This window comes from Pseudomonas sp. GW821-FHT05D12 (assembly GCF_059419825.1).
Genome location: NZ_JBWKSN010000020.1, coordinates 1 through 23,125, shown reverse-complemented (window position 1 = coordinate 23,125; position 23,125 = coordinate 1). Strand labels below are relative to the sequence as shown.

The window sequence follows — 23,125 nt, the reverse complement described above, 5'->3', positions numbered from 1 at the left end:
TTGCACATGAAAGGAATCAATGTACTGCTCACCGGCGCCTGCGGTCGCATCGGCAAAACGTTTTTCGAAGCCTCGAAAGACCGCTACCGCTTCACCCTCACCGACCGTATCGCCCCGGACTTCAACCTCGGCGAGCACCGCTTCGTGCAGGCCGACCTCAGCGACAAATCCAGCCTCGCCGCCCTGCTCGACGGCATCGACGTGATCGTGCACCTTTCCGGCATCCCCCATGCCAGCGCCACGTTCGACGAATTGCTGCCCAACAACATCCTCGCCACCACCCACCTGTTCGAAGCCGCCGTGGCCGCCGGTGTGCAGCGCCTGGTGTTTGCCAGCAGCGCGCAAACCATCGAAGGCTACCCGGTGGATCGCCAGATCACGCCCGGCATGCAAGTCATGCCCGCCAACCTGTACGGCGTGAGCAAATGCTACGGCGAGGCACTCTGTGGCTATTACGCGGCCAAGACGCCCCTGTCGACGATTGCCCTGCGCATCGGCGCCTTCGAGTTCCCCGCGACCCACGACCTGAACAACGCGCGCGACCTCAGCGCCTGGCTCAGCCCACGTGACGCGGTGCAACTGCTGCAACGGTCGGTGGAGGCCGAGGGCGTCAAGCACCTGATCGCCCACGGCATCTCCAATAACCGTTTCAAGCGCCTGGACCTGAGCGAAACCACGCGGGTGTTGGGTTACCATCCGGTCGATGATGCCTTCCAGGAAAGTTTCGAGATTCCGATCACTTACTGAGTTTCCCGCACCATGCCTGCACTCCCCGCTACAGACGGCATCGACCCAGTCCGCGCCGCCCACATCAGCGCGCGCATTGACCGCCTGCCCGCCGTCGCTACCGTCTGGCGCCTGGTGGCGTTGCTGTCTATCGGCGGCTTTTTCGAGCTGTATGACCTGTTCCAGACCGCCTACATCAGCCCCGGCCTGATCACGGACGGGATTTTCCACATCGGCAGCGAGGGCGTGTTTGGCTTCTCGGACCAGGCGGCGTTCGCCTCGGCGACCTTCCTCGGGCTGTTCCTGGGCGCCAGCCTGCTCAGCCCCATCGCCGACCGTTTCGGGCGCCGGGCGATCTTCACCTTTGCGTTGATCTGGTACACCGTGGCCACCGTGCTGATGGGCATCCAGACCTCAGCCCTGGGCATCATCTGCATGCGCTTTCTGGTCGGCATCGGCCTGGGCATCGAGCTAGTGACGATCGACGCCTACCTCTCGGAACTGGTGCCCAAGCGCATGCGCAGCTCGGCGTTCGCCTTTGCGTTTTTTATTCAGTTCCTGTCGGTGCCAGCAGTGGCGCTGATGTCGTGGTGGCTGGTGCCCCAGGCGCCGTTCGGGGTCTCGGGCTGGCGTTGGGTGGTGCTGAGCAGTGCAGTGTTTGCGCTGTTTATCTGGCAACTGCGCAAGCGCTTGCCGGAGTCACCGCGCTGGCTCGCGCAAAAAGGACGCTTTGATGAAGCCGGCCAGATCATGGACAGCCTGGAGGCGCGCTGCCAGAAGGATCACGGCAAACCGCTGGACGCACCGGAACCCGAAGCCGTCAGCGTGCAGGGCAACGGCCGATTTGCGGATATCTGGCAACCGCCGTACCGACGCCGCGCGTTGATGCTGATTGTGTTCCACGTGTTCCAGGCCATCGGCTTTTTCGGCTTCGGCAATTGGTTGCCGGCGCTGTTGTCGGGCCAGGGCGTGAGCGTGACCCACAGCTTGCTGTACGCCTTTATCATCACGCTCGCCTACCCGTTGGGGCCGTTGCTGTTCGTGAAGGTGGCCAACCGCTTTGAAAACAAGTGGCAGATCGTCGGCTCAGCCATGGGCGCGATGATCTTCGGCAGCCTGTTCGCCCTGCAAACCACGGCGGTGGGGCTGGTGATCTGCGGGGTGATGATCACCTTCTGCAACGCCTGGCTGAGCTTCAGTTATCACTCGTACCAGAGCGAACTGTTCCCCACCAACATCCGCGCGCGCGCGGTCGGGTTCTGCTACTCGTTCAGCCGCTTGTCCACGGTGTTCAGCAGCCTGTTGATCGGGTTTATCCTCGAGCACCTGGGCACGCCGGGCGTCCTCGCGTTTATTGCCAGCAGTATGCTGATCGTGATGATCACCATCAGTTGGTTCGGCCCGCGCACGCGCAACCTGGCGCTTGAAAACATCGCCCACTGACGGCAACGGTTGGCCGCCGGCGGGACAATGTTTGCCGCGGCGGCCAGGCCATCCCCAATAAAACCGGGGTGATGCGACCCGGCATGCTAATTGCTCCAGCACTGGCACCGACCATTTTCCCAGGTGACCGATCATGCTGGTTAACAACAACACCCAAGCGGTGTCGACCATTCAACAGATCAAGCGGCCCGACATGGACCCCGCCAATGCCGCCGCCAGCGCGCTGTACAGCGGTGCCGTGCAAGCGGCGCAGCAAAGCGTGACCGTACCGGCCGCGCAGAAGGAACTGGACAAGGCCAACGATCGCATCGACGAAGCCTTTGCCAAGACCCGCGTGCAGTTGCAGGCCACCACGGCGGCGACCACCGCAACCACCGATGTGCCGGCAGCGGGCAGCAGCACCAGCACCGCGCGGGCCGACTTCACTGACTACATGAGCAAGTCCCCGGCCGAGCGCATCCGTGAGCAACTGCTCAAGGAGCAAGGCTTGACCGAGGCGGATGTGCAGAACATGTCGCAGGAAAAGCAGGACGCCATTTCCAAGCAAGTGGCCGAGCGCCTGAAGCAGCAGCAAGAGCAGCAGGTAGCGGCGAAAACCGCTGACCCGCAGGCACAGGCGGTGAAAGAGACCCTGGCCGCCATCTAACAGGCCACCCTGATCAACGGTAGGCGCCGGCTTGCCGGCGATGCAGGCGCCTCGGTGAATCCAGACCGAGGTGATGCTATCGCCGGCAAGCCGGCTCCTTCATGCGTTATTGCAGTTGCAACGTCGAATTGAACTGACTGATCGCATCCACCACATGCCGTGAGCCTTCCTGAATCTCCAGGATCACCTGCCCCGCCTCGTTCGCCAATTCCACCCCCAGCCCTGTGCGGCTCAAGCTCGACTGCATGCTCGACACCGCGCTCAGCGACAGGTCGTGGTTTTTGCGCACCACCTCGACAATCTCCACCGTCGCCTGGCTGGTCCGCGCCGCAAGGCTGCGCACCTCGTCGGCCACCACCGCAAAACCGCGCCCATGCTCGCCGGCCCGCGCCGCTTCAATGGCCGCATTCAGCGCGAGCATATTGGTCTGCTCGGCAATGCTGCGGATGGTCTGCACGATGGCGCCGATGATGTCCGACTGCTTGCTCACCGCGTCGATACTCTGCGCCGCCTGGTTCAGGTCGTGGGAAATCTCCTCGATGATCTGCACGGTCTGCTGCACCACCTCCGAGCCCTTGCGTGCGCAGGCGTCGTTCTGTACCGAAGTGGCGTGGGCCGAGTCGGCGGCGGTGCGCAGGGTGGTGACCTGGTCGGTGATGTCGCTGGCAAACTTGACCACTTTGTACAGCCGCCCGCTGGCGTCGAAGATCGGGTTATAGGACGCCTCCAGGAACAGCGTCTTGCCGTATTTATTCCTGCGCTCGAAGCGGTGCGAGTGGTATTCGCCGCGATTGAGCGAAGCCCAGAACGCCTTGTAGGCCGGCGACTCCACCTCGCTGCGATGGCAGAACATGCTGTGGTGCTGGCCGACGATCTCATCCAGGGAGTACTGCACCGTCCTCAGGAAGTTTTCATTGGCATTGATGATCTGCCCCTGCGGGGTGAACTCGATCACCGCCATCGAGCGGCCGATGGCGTCGATCAGGCTCTGGTTTTCATGCTCGTGGTGTACCCGCGCGGAAATATCCGACGCGACTTTGATCACGCTCTGTACGTGGTTGTCCGGGCCCAGCACCGGCATATAGCTGGCTTCCAGCCACACTTCCTGGCCATGCTTGTTCAAGCGCATGAAGGTGCCACTGAGGGCCTCGCCCCGCGCCAGGTCGCGCCACAGCTTGGCGTAGGCGTCGGTGTGGGTGTAGGCCTCGTCGCAAAAGATGCGGTGATGTTTGCCGCGTATTTCCTCGGCGCTGTAGCCCATGGTTTTGCAGAAGTTGTCGTTGGCATCGAGGATCACACCGTCGCGGTCGAACTCGATCATCGCCATGGAGCGGCTGATGGCGGCGAGTTTGGCGTTGGATTCGGTGAGTGCGCAGGAGAAACGCTGGATTTCAAGCAGGTCGGATTTGTGATGGCGGTTGAACATGGTCAGATCACCCTGGATTCCCGGCGCCTCGAAGGCGCATTCCATTCATTTGTTGGACAGTGCAGCCACACCTTCATGGGGAAATAACCATCCGAAACGCTTTATATGCCAAGCGTCATCAACGGTTCTGGGTGAGCATAGACAGGGCTTGGCGCTATGCAAGCCCACTAGTCAGCAAGCATTTTCAACAATGCGTTGGTAGCGGCCGAAGGCACACGGGCAGAGGAACCCACCAGCGCGAATTCGCGGTGCAGCGGCACCGTCAGCGGCATGACGCGCAGGCCGGTGCGCTGGGCCGGCAAGGCCATTTCCGGCACCAGCGTCACGCCGACGCCTTCACGCACCAGGCTGAAGGCACTGTTCCATTCGCGCACTTCCACGCGGATATCGCTGACCGTCAGCCCCGCGGCGGCACCCAGGCTGCGGGCGTTGGCGGTGCAACCGCCGGTGGCGAGCACGAACGGTTGTTCGAGCAACTCCGCCAGCGACACGCTGGCCTCGGCCGGGCGCTGCGCCAGTGCATGGTTGACCGGCAGCACCGCCATCCACAAATCGCGCCCCAGCACCGTGGCATTGCGCTCGGGCTTGGGGTTGAGCACCACGCCCAGGTCGATCAGGTCGGCGTCGAGCAGGGTCAGCACTTCGTTGTCGGTGACATCCAGGGTGGTGACCTCGATACCCGGGTACAACTGCGCGAAGCGTTGCAGCAGCGGTGTCAGAAAGGTCGCGAGCACCATCGGGAAACTGGCGATGCGAATCGTCCCACGCAGCATCGGGCGTGCTTCATCCACGGTACTGCGAATCGTCTGCAAGGCGCCGAGCATCACCCGCGCCTGCTCGATCACACTCAGGCCCAAGGCAGTGGGCAAGGTCTTGCGCGGTTCACGGGTAAACAGCTGCGCACCCAGGGTCGCCTCCATGCTGGCCATGGCCTGGCTGGCGGCCGATTGCGTCATGCCCACCGCTTCGGCGGCGGCGGTGATGCTGCCGCGATCAGCCACGGCCACCAGCAGGCGCCAGTGCATCAGGTTCATCATGGCAGTAGCTGTCCTTATGGCAGGGGTCTGAAGGTTTAATTTTACGCACGGTGCCATGCCCGTGAGACTGGCGCAAATTCAACGGAGCTGCCGCAGATGAAACTGTATTTCTTCCCCAACGCCTGTTCACTCGCCCCGCATATCGTGTTGCGCGAATTGGCGCTGCCGTTCGAGCTGGTGCAGGTCGACAACCAGGCCAAAACCACCGCCGACGGTCAGGATTTCCTGCAGATCAACCCCAAGGGCTACGTCGCCGCGCTGCAGTTGGACAACGGCCAGGTACTGACCGAAGCCAGCGCGATCCTGCAGTACCTGGCCGACCTCAAGCCCGCCGCCCACCTCGCCCCCGCCAACGGCAGCTGGGAGCGTGTGCGTCTGCAGGAATGGCTGAATTTTATCGCCACCGAAATTCATGGCGGGCTGGCGGCGTTTTTTTACAGCGCGATCCAGGGCGAGGTGCGTGGCCTGTTCCAGGCCACCCTGTTCAAGCGTTTCGCGGTGCTGGTAAAGACCTTGGAGCACAAGGATTACCTGCTGGGCGAGTACTCGGTGGCGGATGCGTACCTGTTCGTGGTGCTACGTTGGGCGGCATTTCACGCTATCAACCTGGGCGAATGGCCGGCGTTGGCGGCGTTTCAACAGCGCGTGGGTGAGCGGCCAGCGGTGATTGCCGCCCTGGCTGCTGAAAATCCATAAACACACACGCCCCCTGTAGCAGCCGGCTTGCCGGCGCCTACAGGGGGAAGGGGCTGGATTCGAGGAAGGTGGCGAGCGCCAGTACATCCACCGAGCCCGAGCGATCCTGATCCAGGTGCGCCACGCGGCTGCGCACCGCGGCATGAATCTGCCGCACGCCCTGCCCCAGTTGCAAGGGGCCGCGCAGGTCCACCGCCTGTGCCGCCACGATCAGCTCGATACTTGCCAGCCACAACAGGCGCTCGGTCAGGCGGCGGGTCTTGTCGACCACCGCCAGTGCCTGCCCGGCGTAGTCTTCCACGCGGTCCGCCACCGGCACACTGACGGCGGGCAACGGATTGGCCAAATGCCCGATCTCGGCGACCAGTGCCGAGCTGGTGCGCTGCAACGCCGCCATCCCCACGTGCCCAGGCTGGGTGATCAGAAAACGCGGTAAATCGCTGGACGTCGGCGAAAGCAGCTTGGCAATCCGTTCGGCGCTGCACGCGGCGACGCGACTCAGCGCCAGTCCCAAGCCTTCGGCGGCCAGCGCCAAGTGAGTACTGTCGAAATTGGCGGTGGCCAAGACCAACGCGTCTTCGCTGATCAACGCCGGGTTATCCGCACCACTGCGCAGTTCCAGTTCGACCAGTGCATGCAGTTGCTGCAACGCCTGCTGCGCCGCGCCCTGGACCACCGTGGCACAGCGAAAGCTCAGCGGGTCCTGCAGGCGGCGGGGCTGGTCTGCCAGTTCGCCGCCGGCCAGCAACTGCAACAACGCGGCCGACTGTTCAGTCTGCCCTGGCGCCGGGCGCAGGCGTGACGCCCACGGCTGGAACGGGCTGAGGTTGGCGCGGTAGCCTTCGCACGCCAACGCCAGCGCTGCCATCAAGGCCTCCAACGCCTGCCGCGCCTCGAAGACCAGCAAGGCGCCCAGCCCGACACTCGCCGCATTCGCCGACACCAGCGCCAGGCCATCCTTGCCGGTCAACGGCACGTCCAGCGCCAGGCTCAGGTGTGCCAGGGGCGCCAGGTCGCTCTCGCCCAGCGATCCGAGCAGCGGCACCTTGGGCTCGACACCCGAGTTGAGCAACGCCAACAAGGCGTCCGCTGCCGCCGGTGAAATCCCCGCGCGGCCCTGGGCCAATCCGGCCAGGCGCGCCGCCGTGATCGCGCGCACTTCCTGTCGATTGGCCAGGCGCCCGACGCCCACCGCACGCCCTAGGGGAATGTTCGCCTGCAGCGGCGCCACCTGCGTATCCACGGCCGCACCGAGGCCGGTGGTCACGCCATAGATCGGTGTGCCTGCGGCCGCCAACTCGAGCAGCAACCGATGGCCTGCGTCGATACGTTGTCGCGCCTGGACGGTGAAATCCGCCGGGGCATCCTGCCGGGCAATCGCCAGCAAATCGGCGAGCGCCAACCCTTGGGGATCGAAGTGAATCATGCCCAGCGCAGCCGCTGGCCAATCCCCAGGCGCTTGGCTTTTTCCAGCAACGCATGGCCCAGGGCGATGTCGCTGAGGCTCAAGCCGCGGTGCCAGAACAGGATGGTTTCCTCGGGGTTGTCACGGCCGCTTTTCAAGCCGGCAACGATCTGCCCCAACTCGGCGTGCAAGGTGTCGGCGCTGAGTTTTCCGGCTTCCACATGCGCACGCAACGCGCCAAACATGCCGCCCTTGCACTGGCCCCAATCATCCACCACCAGCTTGCTCATGATGTCGGTGAGCGACAGCTCCACCGCGCTCATGGTGCCGTAGGGCACGACAAAGGCGCCGGGCTTGATCCAGTCGGTGCGCAGCAACGGCTCGGGTTGCTCCAGGCGCGAAGCTTCGACCACGATGTCGGCGCCGCGCACGGTGGACTCCCAGTCGTCGGTGACAATCACCGGTTTGCCGAGGTCGCGGCGCAGGCGCTCGGCGAAGGCTTCGCGGCTTTCGCTGCGGCGCGAATGCACGCGGATTTCCTCGAAGTCGAACAGGTGATCGAGCAGCCGCACGTTCCAGTATGCGGTGCCGCGCGCGCCGATATGCGCCAGCACTTTGCTGTCGGGCCGGGCCAGGTATTTGGCGCCAATGGCGGTGACCGCGCCGGTGCGCATGTCGGTGATCGCCGAAGCGTCGAGGATCGCCCTGGGGATGCCGGTGGCCGGGTCCAGCAGGTTGAGAATCGCCAATTCCGAGGGCAGGCCTTTGCGGTAGTTGTCGACAAAATCGCCCACCACCTTGACGCCGGCGTAGCCGATATCGCCGCCGAGTACACCGCGCAGTACGTTGAAGTGGCCGTTGATACCGCCGCCGGGAATCAGGTGGGTACGCGGTTCGATCACCGCCTCGCCCCGGCCCTGGATACCCAGGCTGGCTTCGATGGCGGCGAGGATTTCATCGTTAGTGAGGCCCAGCTCGTCGATGTCGAGGCCGTTGAGAAAGTCGATGTAGATCGGTTGCATGGTCTGCTCACTGATAATGGAATAGCGCCTGTCCGCCTCCGCAGGAGCCCGGCTTGCCGGGCCCCTGCAAGGTCATGGGGCCTTGAAGACGACTTGCTGCACATCGACCTTTTTCGGGATCAGGCCGTTGGCGAAGAACAGGTCGGCGGTGCGTTGCTGAGTGGCGATGTCGCTGGCTTGCAGCGGGCGGATCGCTGTCGACGAACGGTGTTCGAAGTAGCTCTTGACCACCGCCGGAGGCAGGCCCAGGGTCTTGGCCATCAGCGCGATGCTTTCCTCGGGCTGGTCGAGGGACAGGCGCTGCGCCTTGGCCAGGGTCTGGATAATCGGGCCGATGGCTTGCGGGTGCTGTTGCACAAACGCGCTGCTGGCGACGAAGAACGTGCCCGCAGGATTGAGGCCTTGGCCATCGCCGAGCACGCGGGCGGAGCCGTCGACCACCGCCGCCGAATAGTACGGATCCCACACCACCCAGGCGTCGACCTTGCCCTGTTCAAAGGCGGCGCGCCCATCCGAGGGTGACAGGTACACCACGTCGACGTCCTTCCATTGCAAGCCCGCGCGCAGCAAGCTCTTGAGGAACAGGTTGTGCGCGCTGGAGCCCTTGAGCAACGCCACGCGCTTGCCCTTGAGTTCGGCCACGCTTTGCACGCTGCTGTTCTTGGGCACCAGCACGGCTTCGGATTTGCCCTCGTTGGGCTCGACGGCAAAGTACTGCAACTCGATGCCAGCGGCCTGGGCGAAGATCGGCGGGATGTCGCCGATATTGCCGATGTCCAGGCTGCCGCCGTTGAGGGCTTCGATCAGCGGCGGGCCGCCGAGGAATTCGATCCACTGCACCTGGGTGCCCGGCAACGCCGCTTCGAAGAGTTTGTGCTCACGGGCGAGGACCATGCTCACCGAGCTTTTCTGGTAGCCGATGCGCAAGGTGGCGGGTTCGGCGGCCAACACCTGGCCGGCGATCAACGAGAGGACGACGCCAGCAAACATCTTCAGCATCACAGCGCCTCCTTGACCTTGGCCGCGACATCCGCCGGAACCCATTGCTGCCAGACCTGCGGATGGTCCTTGAGGAAGGCTTCCGCCACCTGGCGGGGCGGGGTGCGTTTCTCACTCATGTCCCCGAGGATGCCGTTGAGCAGATCAATCGGCAGGTCGACCTTCTCAAACACGCTCACCAGTTGCGGGTACTGCGCCTTGAACGGCGCGGACACGCCAATCGCCAGGCGCGCCGGCATCGAACGGGTGCCGATCGGGTTGGGGTTTTTCGCGTCGGACAACGTCTTCCAGGCTTCGGCGCTGAACGGCGGTTCTTCCAGCTTGATCAGCTTGAAACGCCCCAGCAGCGGGGTCGGCGACCAGTAGTAGAACAACACCGGCTTGCCACGCCGGATCGACGACGCCACCTCGGCGTCCAGCGCCGCGCCGGAGCCGGTGCGGAAGTTGACGAAGCTGTCCGTGAGCTTGTAGGCCTTGAGTTTCTGGCTGTTGACGATCTCCGAGGTCCAGCCGGTTGGGCTGTTGAGGAAACGCCCACGCGTCGGGTCTTCGGGATCGCGGAACACATCCTTGTAGCGCGCCAGGTCGGCCACCGACTTGAGGTCCGGCGCCAACGGTTTGATACCGCGTGCCGCGTCGCCCTTGATCACGTATTCCGGCACCCACCACCCTTCGGTCGCGCCCTTGACCGTGTCGCCCAGGCCGAACACTTTGCCTTCGCTTTCGGCCTTGACCCACGCCGGACTGCGCCCGGCCCACTCTTCGCCGATCACCTGGATATCGTCCTTGGCCAGGGCCGCTTCCAGGCTCACGGTGCTGCCGGGCAAGGTGTCGGTGGGCAGGCCGTAGCCTTTCTCGACAATCAGGCGCAGGACCTCGGTGATCAGGCTGCCGCTTTCCCAGGTGATGTCACCGAAGTGGATGGGTTTGGCAGGTTCGGCGGCCGTGGCTGATTGTGCCAGGACGGTGAGTGCCAATAGCGAGCCACCGAGCAGGTTTTTTAGTGTTCTCATGAGTAGCCTCTTGGAGATTCAAAACAGATCCAGAGTGGGCAGTGTCAGTGTGGGAGCTGGGTTGCCTGCGATGCAGACACCTCGGTTTTTCAGGAAGACCGAGGTGATGCAATCGCAGGCAAGCCAGCTCCCACAGTTGATCTCCACACCCTTCAAGATCAGGGTTTAAAAGTCATAACTGAGCCGCGTGTAGTAGAACGCCCCTTCCGGCGCGGTCGGCGACAGGTAGCTGTATTGCTGCCCCGGCGTCTGGCGCAGGCGGCTGTTGAAGTCATCGGGCTTGCTGTCGAACAGGTTGTTCACACCGACCGACACCCGCAGCTGTTTGGTGAACGCATAGTTCACGTCCAGGTCGGTGGTCCATTGCGCACTGAACACCTGGTCGTACTGGGCGTTGGCTTCGGCGGCCGCGTATTTGCGGTACTTGCCGTAACGGGTCTGGTTGAGGGCGATGGTCCATTGGTTGAGTGTGTGCACCGCGCCGAACACCAGCTTGTCTTCGGGGTAGCCGTGCTCGATAAAGCCCCGGGCTTCGCGGGTCAGCACCTCGAAACCGTTGGGGTTCTCGTGGACTTTCTCGATAGTGGTGCGCGCCTTGGTGTAGCCGGCCGACAGGTTCAGGTCACCGAACTGCGCCAGGTCCAGGTTGTACTTGCCGACGATGTCGACGCCCCGGGTGCGGGTGTCGGCGGCGTTGGTCATGAACTGCGCCCAGGAGTACTGGCCGTAGCCGGCATTGGTGAGGATCTGCTCAGCCAACGGCCCCGAGATACCGCCGCTGAACAACAGGCGGTCGCGAATCGAAATCTGGTAGGCGTCGATGGTCAGCGAGGCATGCTCGGTAGGACGCAGTACCAATCCCAGCGAGTAGTTGGTGGACTTCTCCGGCTTGAGCGGCTGTGCGCCGAGGGCCCGCGCTGCCGGGTTGTCGGCCGGCAGCATGCGGGTCAGCACCGGGTTGCCGTTGGCATCGAGGTTGGTGGTGGTGGTCCAGGACGTGCCGATCTGGCCCAGGCTTGGCGCGTGATAGGCATTGTTGATCGTGCCGCGCAGCCCCACTTGCGGGGTAAAGTCATAGCGCGCCGAGAGCTTGCCGGTGGTGGCGGAGCCGAAGTCCGAGTAGTGCTCGGTGCGCCCGGCGACGCCGACTTGCAGCTTGTCGGTGACCTGGTTTTCCAGGCCGAAATACACGCCGCCGACATCGCGCTTGAAGGTGCCGGCATCGTCCGGGGTCAAGCCCGACGCTTGCACCGCGCCCACCTGCACGTTGTCGATACCGCCGTAGGAGTAGGAATCGTAGTCCCCGGCCTCGAGGCGATATTGCTCGTGCCGGTAGGCCACGCCAGCGGAGACGGTCAGCGGGTGGCTGGACCAGTTCACGTCAAGGTCCTTGGCATAGTCGAGGGTGATGTTGGTCTGATCGTTGACCAGCGTCGCGACGTTGAATTTGGTCGGGCTGTTGGCGCCATAGCTCGGGTTGACGGTGTTGAACGCCAACTCGTCGTGCTCGTCACGGCCATACGTCGCGCTCAGGTCGAAGCGGCCGATGGATTCGTCTTCATAGCGCGTGCCCACGGTGACGGCGCCGTCTTCATAGCGGTAGCGGTACTTGGGAATCGTGCCGCCGGGGTAGATCGACGCGACGTTGTTCGGGCTGCTGGCCAACAGCGGCGGCGTGTTGTTGACCGAGGTGTCCTGGCCGAAGGTGGCGAAGCTGTAGAGCCGCCATTGATCGTTCAGGCCGATCTCGGCATTCGCCGCCAGGTTGTATTTGTCGCGCCCGGCCCCGCCCCAACGCGGGTCTTGCAACTGGCCGTCGGCGACGTATTTGTCGCCGATATCGTCGGGCTTGTTGTTCAGGGTGTTGAAGCTCAGCGTGAGAAAACCATCCCCCGGCAAACCGATGCCGTACCAGCCGTCGGTGGTCTTGCTGAAGCCATCGCCCTGGGCGTACTTGCCCAGTTGCGTGTTGATGCCACCGCCGCTGTCACGCTCCTTGAGCACGATGTTGACCACCCCGGCCACCGCATCCGAGCCGTACTGCGCCGAGGCGCCATCACGCAGCACTTCGACATGGTCGATGGCGCTGATGGGGATCATGTCCAGGTCCACCGGCTGCGCGCCAATGAACGGCACGCCACCGGAAATATTCACCACCGCCGAGGTGTGCCGGCGCTTGCCGTTGATCAGCACCAGGGTCTGGTCGGGTGACAGGCCACGCAGCGAGGCCCCCTTGGGATCCTGCCCGCGCGTGGCGCTGTTGTTCTGCGGAAAGTTGAACGAGGGCAGCAGCTGGAACAGTGCCTGGTTAAGGCTGGTGGCGCCGGTTTGCTTGAGTTCTGCGGCGTTGATCACGTCCACCGGGGCCGCGCTGGTCAGGGCGGTGGCGTCGCTGCGGCGGGTGCCGATGGCCACCACGCGGTCCAGGGTCGGTGCCTGGGCGGCGCTGGTCTGGGCCTTGACGCTGCTGGTGGCCTGGGCACTTTTGGCCGCGCCTTCCTTGATCACAAAGGCGCCGTCCGGGCTGACCTGCACGTGCAGGCCGGTGCCCTTGAGCGCGGCGTCGACCGCCTGTTGCGCCGACAGCGAACCGTCGACACGGGCCGAGGAATAATTGCCCAGTTGCGGCGTAAACGAAATCACCTGGCCGCTCTGGCGACTGATGTCCAGCAGCACCTCATCCAGCGGGCCGGGCGCGATGTGGTAGACCTGGCGCGCCTCTTCGGCACTGGCGGCAAACGAAAAAAACAGACTGGCCAACGGCACCAGGGCAAAGGTTCGCAGCGGCACACGGTTGAACTGATTCACTTTGGCTCCCCCCAAGGAAACTCGAGAACGCTGCTCCCCGCAGCGCTTACGGGAGTGATGTGGGACGGCCGCGGGAAAACTTGCAGATCGTTTGGTTATGTCCTTAGAACCCACTTTCGAAGCGCAAACCCTGTAGGCGCTGGCGTGCCTGCGATGGCATCGACGCGATGTAACGGGCAGGCATCGCAAGCAAGTCAACGCCCACAAAAAATCAGGCCGCACTAACGGTCACCCACAGGCCGGTGCGGCGGGTGATGTGGATCGGCAAAGTGCGCGCCAGGGTGTCGAGGATCTGCTGGGGGTTGTCCAGGCGGTACAGGCCACTCACGCGCAACTCGGCCACGGCCGGATCCAGGCGCAGCACGCCCTGGTGGTAGGGGCGCAGCGCGTCGATGACTTCAGCCAGCGGGCGGTCGCGCACTTGCAGGAAGCCGTCGACCCAGGCAGTGGCGCCGGAAGAACTGGCCTGCATCGGGCCGAAGCCCGTGCGGTCGTAATGCACTTCATGGCCGGCGGCCAGTTGCAGGCGCTCGCCGTTCTGCCCATCGATTTCGACGGCGCCGTTGAGCGCGACGACCTGGCCCTGCCCTTCACGCTCACGCACCAGAAAGCGGTTGCCGTAGGCACGCAGGCGCGCCTGGTCGGTCTGGATCAGAAACGGCCGCAGGCGATCACTGGCGACCTTGGCCAGCAGTTCACCTTCGCGCAAGCGCACCAGGCGCCGTTGCGGGTCGAACTGAATGTCGGCCGCGCTCTGGGCGTTGAGCAGCAATTCGCTGCCGTCATCCAGGGTCACGGTGCGCCGCTCGCCGGTGCCGGTGCGCACATCCGCCGTGAGTTCCGACAGCCCCATGGGTTTGGCCAGCAGCACCGCGCCGACGGCCACGCCGGCGCCGGCCAGGGCGATCTGCAATACCTGGCGGCGACTGGACGGCGCCTCCAACGCCTGCTGCACGACTTTGCCGCTGACGCCTTGCGCCTGCGGCACCTGGAACACCCCGAGGCGGGTTTCCAACTGCCGGCACAAGGCATCATGGCGGGGGTCGGCCGCGCGCCATTGGTGATAACGCTGCCAATCCTGCGTCGTGGCCTGGCCGGAACGCAGCAGCACGTACCACTGCGTGGCGCTGTCGATCAGTTCGTCGTTCATTCCAGGCACAGCCGCAGGCATCGATTGAAGGCGCGGGTCATGTAGTCGCTGACCGAGCGCTGGGAAATGCCCAGCTCGGCGGCGATTTGCGGGTAGGTCAGGCCATTGAGTTGCGACAGCAGAAAGGTCGCCTTGACCTTCGCCGGCAAGCCGTCGAGCAACTGGTCGATGGCTTGCAGGGCTTCGAGCATTTGCGCCAGGTCTTCGGGCGAAGGCGCGGTGCAGGTGTCGTCGGTATCGAGGGCGTCGAGGTAGGCGCGCTCCAGGTCACGACGGCGCCACAGCTGGTACATCAGGCGCTGGGCGATGGTGGTGAGCAAGGCGCGGGGCTGGCGGATCGGCTCCACCGACGGCGAACTCAGGAGCTGGACGAAGGTGTCGGCGGCGATGTCTTCGGCGTGCGCGCGCGAATCGAGGTGGCGGTGCAAACGGCCGCACAGCCAGTCGTAATGACTGCGGAATAATCCGCCCACGTAATCGCTGTGAGAAGTGTCGGCGCCGGACATAGTGGCTCCATCTGAGTAGGTTGCGCGTTATGTCCGGTGTTCCGGTGGGGAGATCCTAGCAAGGCTGCTTATTCTTTAATAATATTTAAAAGGTATTTTTATATAACCTTATTCAAGCACCGGATAGCCAAGGCTGGCGGCGTGCTGCTGGTAGTCGAGGAGTACCTGATAGTCGTCTTCGCTGGCCGGCAGCACCGCATGCAAGCCGAGGGTTTCAACCACGTGCGGCAAGTCCTGCAACGCCAGGTTCATGGCCGCACGAATCGTTGCAACCTGCGCCTCACTCAAGCTGTGCGGGCCGATGTAGGGTAAGGTCGGGCTCGGCGCGCTGTGGCTCACCACGCGCAGCCCCGCCACTTCCTGCGGGGCGAAACGGGCCAGGTAGTCGTAAGTGACGCTGTCGATGGCGGCCAGGTCGGCACGGTCCTCGCGCAACCAGCGCAGGCTCTCGCGGTGGGCACCACTGATGCCGACGCTGGAAAAAAACCGACCGTCCTGCTGCAACGGCGCCAAGCGTTCGCGCAGCAGGTTCATGCCGCTGTTGGAGTCGTGGCCATTGATCACGCCACGGCTTTGGTAGAACTGCGCCAGGTCGGTGTGCGGGTTGTCCTCGCGGGCCAGCAGCAGGCTGCAATGGGCGCCGTTGCTGCTGTGCGGCAATTCATAACATGGCCGGCCGATGATGCGCACCTGACCGCGCAGCTGGGTCATCAGCGGGTAGCCGCAGGTCTGGGTAACGAGTAGTTCAGGGGCCAGCCACAGGCCGAGCAGGTCCAAATGCGCGGCGTCGCGCCGGCCCAGGCCCAGGCGCTCCAGAATTCGCGTCAACCACTGTTGGTTGGCCTGTTGGATGGGGTCCGGCGCGACATACATCAGCAGCTCGGCGTAGTGATCACTCATGCGGGCCTCTCAGGCAAAGGGATGGCGCGGGCTGTCGATGGCCTTGAGCCCGTGGCGGCTGATCAACTGGCCGTAGCCCTGCACCAGGAACCCGCCGCTGCGCGCCACCCACTGCTCGCGACGGGCGCGGTAGACGGTGGGCAGCAAATACCAGGGCAATTGCGGCAAGTCGTGGTGCACCAGGTGCAGGTTGTTGTTCAAAAACAGCCAGGTCCACGGCCACGACGCCTCGTTGAGCACCGTGCGCTGCTCCGGTTGCGGATGCGGACGGTGCTCATAGTAGGAACGGATCGACGCCAGCGACAAGGCCGGCACGCTGACCAGCAGCAGGTACTGCACGACTGACAGCGCGCTGTAGTGGGCGACGAAACTCAGCATCAGCAGCGTCACCGCACCGTGGGCCAGCCACATTGGCCAGACCTGTGGCAGGCGCTGCCATTCATGGCGCGCCAGGCGGGTGATCGCCAAGGGCGCGGCCAGCAGAAAACGACCGAGCACGGTTTTGGTCAGCCAATGCACGCCACGTTCGAACAGTGAGCTGTTGTCCCATTGTTGCTGGTTGAGGTAACGGCTTTCCGGGTCGATGCCGGGCAGGGTCAGGTCGTCATCATTGTGGTGCAGCAGATGGCTGTCGCGGTACAGCGTGTAGGGGTACCACACGGCGAACGGGGCATAACCGAGGAGTTTGTTGAGCCGGCGCGAGCGGGTGGGATGGCCATGCAGCAGCTCGTGTTGCACGGACAGCCACAGCGTCACGATGGGAATCAGCAGCACGATACTCAGCCCCACACCCAGCCAGTGGCTGGCGAGGACCACGGCGAACCAGCCGGCGTAGACGCCGAGCAACAACAGCCAGGTCGGCCATTCGGTGCGGGCGGTAAAACTGTGCGCCAGGGCTTCGATTTCCCGGCGTTGGGTCTCATCAAGGTAGTTGGCCATCGGCAGCTCAGAGCAGGTGTTTCCTGCTCTGTGCAATGAGGCGCAAAAATCTTGCAGATCGTTTGGTTCTAAGCTTGTAACTCAGTGACCGAACAGGCCGGTCTCGGACTTCTTGGCTTTCTTGTCAGCGCGCTTTTCATCGGCGGTCTTTGCCGGTTTTTTCTTCGCGGCTTTCTTTGAATCCATACCTTTGGCCATGATGCATGCTCCACTTACAGGGGATGTAACACTGGGTATACCACCTATTGCCCCACAGATGGCGCTTATAATCTCCGGCCCTGGATTATGTTGCGCGAACACCATGCCCGAACTGCACCTCGAACCGCTGGCAGAGCCGCTGTGGCCGCTGCTGAACAAGTTTTACCGCCACCACGATTCGTCGATGAAGGCACTCAAGGGCGGCCGTTTGTGGGTGGCGCGCGATGGCGAGATTGTCGCCGGCCTGTGCCTCACGCCGGTGGTCGGCGGGCAGTGGCTGACGGGGGTGTTTGTCGACCCGGCGTATCGCGGCCAGGGGCTGGCGGCGCGCTTGATTGAGCAGGCTGTGGCAGATGTGGATGGCACGGTCTGGTTGCTGTGCCATCCGGACCTGGAAGGGTTGTATCAGCGCATCGGCTTCACCCAGGACACGCGGCTGCCGCAGTCCCTCAGCGAACGACTGGTGCGGTACAAACGCAACAAGCCGATGATCGCCATGGGCTTGAAAATCGGTGCTTAGAACCTTTGGTGCGGTTCACCGCAGATAATGTGTGATCGGCCGGCAGAGGGCCCATGCTAGCCTCGGGGGCACCCTAGCCCTCTACAGGATGATCATGAAAACGACGCTTGCAGCGCTGTCCCTCACCGCCCTCCTCGCCCCCACCTTCAGCCAGGCCGCCGACGCACCGATCAGCGCCAAGCAGTACGCCAGCGTACTCGCCGGCAGTTGGCGCGACCCCGCCAACAGTGCGCGTGACGGCTATCGTCATCCGCAGCAGACGCTGGAGTTCTTTGGCCTGGGCGCCAGGCAAACCGTGATCGAAATCACCCCGGGTGGCGGTTGGTACAGCGAACTGCTGGCGCCGCTGCTCAAGGATCACGGGCACTACATTGCCGCCGTACAGGCGGCGAGCAGCAGTGCCTATGCGCGGACCTCGGAAGAGAACCTGAAGAAGAAATTCGCTGCCGACCCGGCGCGCTATGCCAAGGCTGAAGTGGTCGAGTTCGACCCCAAGGCGCCGGTGTTGGGCAAACCCGGTTCAGCCGACGCCGTGCTGACCTTCCGCAATGTGCATAACTGGGTGGCGGCCGACACTGCCAACGCCACCTTCCGTGCGTTCTACACAGTGCTGAAACCGGGCGGCGTGCTGGGCGTGGAAGATCACCGGGCCAAGGATGGCGCGGACCTGGAAGCGATCAAGGACAGCGGTTACCTGACCACTGCGCAAGTGGTGAAGCTGGCGACCGATGCAGGCTTCAAGCTGGCGGGACAAAGTGAGGTGAATGCCAATGCGAAGGACACCAAGGACTATCCCGGCGGAGTGTGGACCTTGCCGCCGACGTTGAAGCTGGGAGAACAGGATAAGGCTAGGTACGTGGCGATTGGCGAGTCGGATCGGATGACCTTGCGGTTCGTCAAACCCGCCCAATAACCTGACGTGAAATGCCATCAACCTGTGGGAGCGGGCTTGCTCGCGAAGGCGGTGTATCAGTCACGCATGTATCGACTGATAAAACGCATTCGCGGGCAAGCCCGCTCCCACCGTTTTGATGGGTTGTGCCAGGGGTTTACTCGTCAGCCGCAGGATCCATGTCCGGGAACATCACTTCGATAAACCCGAACTTGCTGAAATCCGTAATCCGCGATGGGTACAGCCGGCCGATCAGGTGATCGCACTCATGCTGTACCACGCGCGCATGGAAGCCATCGGCAAAACGCACGATCGGCTCGCCCTTGGGATCGAAACCTTCGTAGCGAATCTGCTGGTAACGGTCCACGGCGCCGCGCAGGCCGGGCACGGACAGGCAACCCTCATAGCCCTCTTCCAGCACCGGGCTCAGCGGTGTGATCAACGGATTGATCAGAATGGTCTGCGGCACTGGCGGCGCGTCGGGGTAGCGCTCACTGGCCTCGAACCCGAAGATCACCAGTTGCAGGTCGACGCCAATCTGCGGCGCGGCCAGGCCGACGCCTCCCACATGCTCCATGGTCTGGAACATGTCATCGATCAATTGCCACAGCTCGGGGCTGTCGAACATTTCCGGCGGCACCGGGGGCGCGATACGCAGCAGGCGCTCATCGCCCATTTTCAGGATTTCACGGATCATCGATCAGACTTCGTCGTTAGTGGGCTTGGAGTGGTCCCGGCCAAGGCCGGAGACATGCTGTTTTTCATCGGTGGCGCCCGCTTCGTCGAACTCCTTTTCGCCTGGGTCCTTGCCTTCGGCGGACATGTGCTCGATCACCGCATTCATCTCCGCGCCCAGCAACAGCACGGCGGCGGAAATGTAGAAGTACAGGAGCAGCACAATGATCGCACCGATGCTGCCATACATGGCGTTGTAGTCGGCGAAGGTTTTGACGTAGTAGCCAAACCCCAGTGAGGCGACGATCCACACCACCACCGCCAGCACCGAGCCAGGCGTGATGAAGCGGAATTTCTGCTCGACGTCGGGCATCACGTAGTACATGAGGGCCACGGCGAACATCAGCAAGATCACAATCAACGGCCAGCGCAGGATGGTCCACAGGGTGACCACGAATTCCTGCATGCCGATCTGCCCGGCCAGCCACTCCATCACCTGCGGGCCGAGCACCATCAGCGCGGCGGCGGCCAGGAGCATGCCGGCAATGCCGACGGTGTAGAAAATCGACAGCGGGAAGCGCTTCCAGATCGGGCGACCTTCGACCACGTCGTAGGCGGCGTTCATCGCGCTCATCATCAGGCGCACGCCGGCGGAAGCCGTCCACAGCGCGATCACGATACCCACCGAGAGCAGGCCACCCTTGGATTGCTGCAATTGGTCGATCACCGGGTTGACCTGCTCCAGCGCCTGGGGCGGCAACACCAGCTCCGACTGCATGCGCAGCCAGGTGAAAAAGTCCGGCAGGTGCAGGAAACCGATCAAGGCAATGAGGAACAGCAGGAAGGGAAACAACGAGAACAGCATCTGGTAGGCCAGTGCCGAGGCGTAGGTGGGCATCTCGTCATCGACGAATTCCTTGACGGTGCGCACCAGCACTTTATGAAGCTTGAGGCCTTGCAGTACCGGAAAAATCATAGCGTCTCCTTTCGCCGCAAAAGGTTGAGTTCGTGGGCGACTCAGGGGCCGTTTTCTACATCAAGGTAGCCTATTTGGCGACCTCGAAACAATTTCGAAACTTTAATCACGGGGTGTGACATAAAAACGGCCATCCGTGGATGGCCGTCAGACTGCGCGAGCGCCGTATTACTTGGTCGCTTTCTTGACCGCGTCCTTGGTGTCGCCGACGGCTTTCTCGACTTGGCCTTTCTTTTCCTGCACCACGCCTTCAGCGCGCAGTTTGTCGTTGCCGGTGACTTTGCCGACGCCTTGCTTGATGTTGCCGACGGCTTCGTCTTTCAAACCTTTTGCCTTATCCGCTGTGCTGCCCATGGTATTTCTCCGAAAGAACAATCAAAGGGTTTTGGTCATTACGTAAAGATTGACCCGAAGCGGTTCGGCAGAGTTTCAATTATTTTTGCGCGAGCATTTCATCGCCAGCCGCAGGTTTGGCTTTATGTTTTGCGGCCAACCCACGAGAATGCCCGGCACATTCAGGCTATAACGCTGAATAACAGATCCCGTAGGAAGGTTATGAAACTCAATAAAGCACAGGCCATCGCCCGCAGAAACCAGGAACTGGGCGGTGCCGTACTCGGCGTCAACAACTGCCACTTCACTGACCTGGACCGCAAACGCAACATCTGGTGGTTCGACCTGCCAGTGGGTCGGATTGCCGTGGGCCAGTACGAGTGGATTCACCTGTTGATGCATAACGCCGACACCGACCAGTTGCTGCACCTGAAGGTGCCGACGGTGTTCCTGCGTGAAAAACTCGAAGGGCTGGTGGTGCGCAATGCCGGCAAGCGCAAGCCGGAGATCACCCTGGAGCTGAGCGCGGACAAGGATTCGTTCCTCAAGGATGTACGTCCAGCCGGGGCCGGCGTCAGCTTTGCGCAATTCGCACTGTAGGAATGCGGTTTAAAATGTGGGAGCGGGCTTGCTCGCGAATGCAGAGTGTCAGTCGCATGATAAGTCGCTGATACACCGTATTCGCGAGCAAGCCCGCTCCCACACTTTGGATTGCATTTCACCCCTGCTAATCAGCAAGCATTAAAAAACCCCGCATTCGCGGGGTTTTTTAGGGTTACTTTTTCAGGCCCAGCTTCTTCAGCTCTTCATCGCGCAGTTCCCGGCGCAGGATCTTGCCCACGTTGGTGGTCGGCAACGCGTCACGGAATTCCACGGCCTTGGGCACTTTGTAGCCGGTGACGTTGGCGCGCATATGCTCCATCACCTGCTCCTTGGTCAGGGTCGCGCCCGGCTTGACCACGATAAAGAGCTTGATGTGCTCCCCGGACTTTTCATCCGGCACACCGATGGCCGCGCACTGCAGCACGCCCGGCAGGCCTGCCAGCACGTCTTCCAGCTCGTTGGGATACACGTTGAAACCGGAAACCAGGATCATGTCCTTCTTGCGGTCGACAATGCGCATATAGCCGTCAGGCTGGATGATCGCGATGTCACCGGTCTTCAGCCAGCCTTCGCTGTCGAGCATCTCGGCAGTGGCGTCTTCGCGCTGCCAGTAGCCTTTCATCACTTGCGGGCCCTTGACGCACAGCTCACCGGTCTCGCCCAGCGCCAGCTCGGTGCCGTCATCGGCAATGACCTTGCACACCGTGGACGGCACCGGAATGCCGATGGTGCCGATCTGGATATGCTGGATCGGGTTCACCGTGGCCACCGGGCTGGTCTCGGTCATGCCGTAGCCTTCACAGATGCCACAGCCGGTCACGGCCTTCCAGCGCTCGGCAGCGGCCAGTTGCAGGGCCATGCCGCCCGACAGGGTGACTTTCAACGCGGAGAAATCCAGCTTGCGGAACGCCTCGTTGTTGCACAGCGCCACGAACAGGGTGTTGAGGCCGACAAAGCCGCTGAACTTCCACTTCGACAGTTCCTTGACCATCGCCGGCAGGTCGCGCGGGTTGCTGATCAGGATGTTGTGGTTGCCGATCAGCATCATCGCCATGCAATGAAAGGTGAACGCGTAGATGTGGTACAGCGGCAGCGGCGTGATCAGGATCTCGCAACCTTCATTGAGGTTGGAGCCCATCAGGGCCTTGCACTGCAGCATGTTGGCCACCAGATTGCGGTGGGTGAGCATCGCGCCCTTGGCCACGCCGGTGGTGCCGCCGGTGTATTGCAGCACGGCCACATCGCCACTGTCCGGGCTGGCGTCGCTGACCGGTTGGCCGTGCCCCTTGGCCAGCACGTCGTTGAACTTGATCGCCTTGGGCAAGTGATAGGCCGGGACCATTTTCTTCACGTACTTGATGACGCTGTTGATCAGCAGGCGCTTGAGTGGCGGCAGCAGGTCGGCGACTTCAGTGACGATGACATGCCTGACGGCGGTCTTGGGCACGACCTTTTCCGCCAGGTGGGCCATGTTGGCCAGGCAGACCAGCGCCTTGGCGCCGGAGTCGTTAAATTGGTGTTCCATTTCCCGCGCGGTGTACAGCGGGTTGGTGTTGACCACGATCAGGCCAGCACGGATGGCGCCGAACACGGCGACCGGGTATTGCAGGACGTTGGGCAGTTGCACGGCGATTCGATCGCCCGGCTTCAAGTCGGTATGCTGTTGCAGGTACGCGGCGAAGGCGCCGGACAATTCGTACAGTTCACCGTAGGTGATTGTCTTGCCCAGGTTGCTGAAAGCCGGTTTGTTGGCGAAGCGCTGGCAGGACTGCTTCAATACCGCCTGAATATTCGGATACTCGTCTGGATTGATTTCTGCAGCAATCCCGGCGGGGTACTTATCCTTCCAAAAGTCTTCGTTCATGGAAGCCCACTCCTCAGCGACGCGAATTCATCATCGCATTTGATGCGATTATTATTGGTGTATGTTTTTTTAGGTGTATCTGGCGCTTTCAAGCAGGCCTAGACGTCACAAAGCGCGCCGAGAGTAGCAGCTTTGCCAAGGGCCGCCTAGAGCCAAAAGAGGGCCCCGCGGTCATAATCACGACTGTCCTACAATAATTGGTCACGGTTTAAACAAAGCTAAAACTACCGCGCCAAAGGCTCTGGAATAAGACTTTCAGACCAATACACTGCAAATGTGGGAGCGGGGGGGGGGGGGGGGGGGGGGGGGGGGGGGGGGGGGGGGGGGGGGGGGGGGGGGGGGGGGGGG

The 23,125-nt window shown here is 62.7% G+C and carries 21 protein-coding genes and 2 pseudogenes; 7 read left to right on the top strand and 16 right to left on the bottom strand.

What is annotated here, in order from left to right; translation table 11 throughout:
- The first annotated feature begins 6 nt into the window (after window positions 1-6).
- The 3 genes from AC07SI_RS28015 (at window position 7) to AC07SI_RS28005 (ending at window position 2,815) form a co-directional block, all read left to right on the top strand.
- Entirely contained in the window at window positions 7-747 is a 741-nt protein-coding gene (locus AC07SI_RS28015) for an NAD-dependent epimerase/dehydratase family protein (protein WP_495006945.1), read from the top strand.
- Window positions 748-759: 12 nt separating this feature from the next.
- On the top strand, window positions 760-2,169 hold the full coding sequence (locus tag AC07SI_RS28010) for an MFS transporter (RefSeq protein ID WP_065909065.1): 1,410 nt from the start codon (window positions 760-762) through the stop codon (window positions 2,167-2,169).
- Window positions 2,170-2,302: 133 nt separating this feature from the next.
- Window positions 2,303-2,815 (top strand): hypothetical protein, encoded by a 513-nt coding sequence (locus AC07SI_RS28005; RefSeq protein WP_065909064.1) that lies wholly within the window; start codon window positions 2,303-2,305, stop codon window positions 2,813-2,815.
- 106 nt (window positions 2,816-2,921) lie between these two features.
- Here AC07SI_RS28005 and AC07SI_RS28000 read toward each other — a convergent pair.
- From AC07SI_RS28000 to AC07SI_RS27990, 3 genes and pseudogenes are all read right to left on the bottom strand, one after another.
- A pseudogene (locus tag AC07SI_RS28000) lies at window positions 2,922-3,338 on the bottom strand (methyl-accepting chemotaxis protein); the annotation flags it as partial.
- A 126-nt stretch (window positions 3,339-3,464) separates the two neighbouring features.
- Window positions 3,465-4,241, bottom strand: a pseudogene (locus AC07SI_RS27995) (PAS domain-containing protein); the annotation flags it as partial.
- 167 nt (window positions 4,242-4,408) lie between these two features.
- A complete protein-coding gene (locus tag AC07SI_RS27990; protein ID WP_495006944.1) occupies window positions 4,409-5,278 on the bottom strand; it encodes a LysR family transcriptional regulator in 870 nt (289 codons plus the stop codon).
- Between the two features lie 96 nt (window positions 5,279-5,374).
- On the opposite strand from AC07SI_RS27990, the gene gstA reads away from it, so the two are divergent.
- Entirely contained in the window at window positions 5,375-5,974 is a 600-nt protein-coding gene (gene gstA / locus AC07SI_RS27985) for a glutathione transferase GstA (RefSeq protein WP_495006943.1), read from the top strand.
- 37 nt (window positions 5,975-6,011) lie between these two features.
- On the opposite strand, the gene AC07SI_RS27980 is transcribed toward gstA, so the two are convergent.
- From AC07SI_RS27980 to AC07SI_RS27940, 9 genes are all read right to left on the bottom strand, one after another.
- Window positions 6,012-7,400, bottom strand: coding sequence for an aromatic amino acid lyase (locus AC07SI_RS27980; RefSeq protein WP_495006942.1), 1,389 nt, complete (start codon window positions 7,398-7,400; stop codon window positions 6,012-6,014).
- Entirely contained in the window at window positions 7,397-8,401 is a 1,005-nt protein-coding gene (locus AC07SI_RS27975) for an ornithine cyclodeaminase family protein (protein WP_495006941.1), read from the bottom strand. The genes AC07SI_RS27980 and AC07SI_RS27975 overlap by 4 nt, the downstream gene beginning before the upstream one ends.
- A 72-nt stretch (window positions 8,402-8,473) precedes the next feature.
- Entirely contained in the window at window positions 8,474-9,400 is a 927-nt protein-coding gene (locus AC07SI_RS27970) for an aliphatic sulfonate ABC transporter substrate-binding protein (protein ID WP_495006940.1), read from the bottom strand.
- On the bottom strand, window positions 9,400-10,413 hold the full coding sequence (locus AC07SI_RS27965; RefSeq protein WP_495006939.1) for an ABC transporter substrate-binding protein: 1,014 nt from the start codon (window positions 10,411-10,413) through the stop codon (window positions 9,400-9,402). The genes AC07SI_RS27970 and AC07SI_RS27965 overlap by 1 nt, the downstream gene beginning before the upstream one ends.
- A 165-nt stretch (window positions 10,414-10,578) precedes the next feature.
- Window positions 10,579-13,221, bottom strand: coding sequence for a TonB-dependent receptor (locus AC07SI_RS27960; protein WP_106802792.1), 2,643 nt, complete (start codon window positions 13,219-13,221; stop codon window positions 10,579-10,581).
- 211 nt (window positions 13,222-13,432) lie between these two features.
- On the bottom strand, window positions 13,433-14,371 hold the full coding sequence (locus AC07SI_RS27955) for a FecR domain-containing protein (RefSeq protein WP_495006938.1): 939 nt from the start codon (window positions 14,369-14,371) through the stop codon (window positions 13,433-13,435).
- Entirely contained in the window at window positions 14,368-14,877 is a 510-nt protein-coding gene (locus tag AC07SI_RS27950; protein ID WP_065909044.1) for a sigma-70 family RNA polymerase sigma factor, read from the bottom strand. The genes AC07SI_RS27955 and AC07SI_RS27950 overlap by 4 nt, the downstream gene beginning before the upstream one ends.
- 108 nt (window positions 14,878-14,985) lie before the next feature.
- Complete coding sequence (locus tag AC07SI_RS27945) at window positions 14,986-15,777, bottom strand: phosphate/phosphite/phosphonate ABC transporter substrate-binding protein (RefSeq protein WP_495006937.1); 792 nt, start codon at window positions 15,775-15,777, stop codon at window positions 14,986-14,988.
- Window positions 15,778-15,786: 9 nt separating this feature from the next.
- Window positions 15,787-16,716, bottom strand: coding sequence for a fatty acid desaturase (locus AC07SI_RS27940; RefSeq protein WP_495006936.1), 930 nt, complete (start codon window positions 16,714-16,716; stop codon window positions 15,787-15,789).
- 301 nt (window positions 16,717-17,017) lie between these two features.
- On the opposite strand from AC07SI_RS27940, the gene AC07SI_RS27935 reads away from it, so the two are divergent.
- Both AC07SI_RS27935 and AC07SI_RS27930 read left to right on the top strand, forming a co-directional pair.
- Window positions 17,018-17,434: a GNAT family N-acetyltransferase gene (locus AC07SI_RS27935; RefSeq protein ID WP_495006935.1), complete on the top strand. Its 417-nt coding sequence runs from the start codon at window positions 17,018-17,020 to the stop codon at window positions 17,432-17,434.
- Window positions 17,435-17,528: 94 nt separating this feature from the next.
- Complete coding sequence (locus AC07SI_RS27930; protein ID WP_065909032.1) at window positions 17,529-18,347, top strand: class I SAM-dependent methyltransferase; 819 nt, start codon at window positions 17,529-17,531, stop codon at window positions 18,345-18,347.
- Window positions 18,348-18,483: 136 nt separating this feature from the next.
- Here AC07SI_RS27930 and def read toward each other — a convergent pair whose 3' ends face one another.
- The 3 genes from def to AC07SI_RS27915 form a co-directional block, all read right to left on the bottom strand.
- Window positions 18,484-19,023, bottom strand: coding sequence for a peptide deformylase (gene def / locus AC07SI_RS27925; protein ID WP_065909029.1), 540 nt, complete (start codon window positions 19,021-19,023; stop codon window positions 18,484-18,486).
- Between the two features lie 3 nt (window positions 19,024-19,026).
- Window positions 19,027-19,977 carry a YihY/virulence factor BrkB family protein gene (locus AC07SI_RS27920; protein ID WP_065909026.1) on the bottom strand — a complete coding sequence of 317 codons (951 nt, stop codon included), beginning with the start codon at window positions 19,975-19,977 and terminating at the stop codon, window positions 19,027-19,029.
- Between the two features lie 168 nt (window positions 19,978-20,145).
- Window positions 20,146-20,331 (bottom strand): CsbD family protein, encoded by a 186-nt coding sequence (locus tag AC07SI_RS27915; RefSeq protein ID WP_016973106.1) that lies wholly within the window; start codon window positions 20,329-20,331, stop codon window positions 20,146-20,148.
- Between the two features lie 201 nt (window positions 20,332-20,532).
- On the opposite strand from AC07SI_RS27915, the gene AC07SI_RS27910 reads away from it, so the two are divergent.
- A complete protein-coding gene (locus AC07SI_RS27910) occupies window positions 20,533-20,910 on the top strand; it encodes a hypothetical protein (protein WP_003193739.1) in 378 nt (125 codons plus the stop codon).
- Window positions 20,911-21,085: 175 nt separating this feature from the next.
- Here AC07SI_RS27910 and fadD1 read toward each other — a convergent pair whose 3' ends face one another.
- Window positions 21,086-22,777 carry a long-chain-fatty-acid--CoA ligase FadD1 gene (gene fadD1, locus AC07SI_RS27905; RefSeq protein WP_065909023.1) on the bottom strand — a complete coding sequence of 564 codons (1,692 nt, stop codon included), beginning with the start codon at window positions 22,775-22,777 and terminating at the stop codon, window positions 21,086-21,088.
- Window positions 22,778-23,125: the final 348 nt, after the last annotated feature.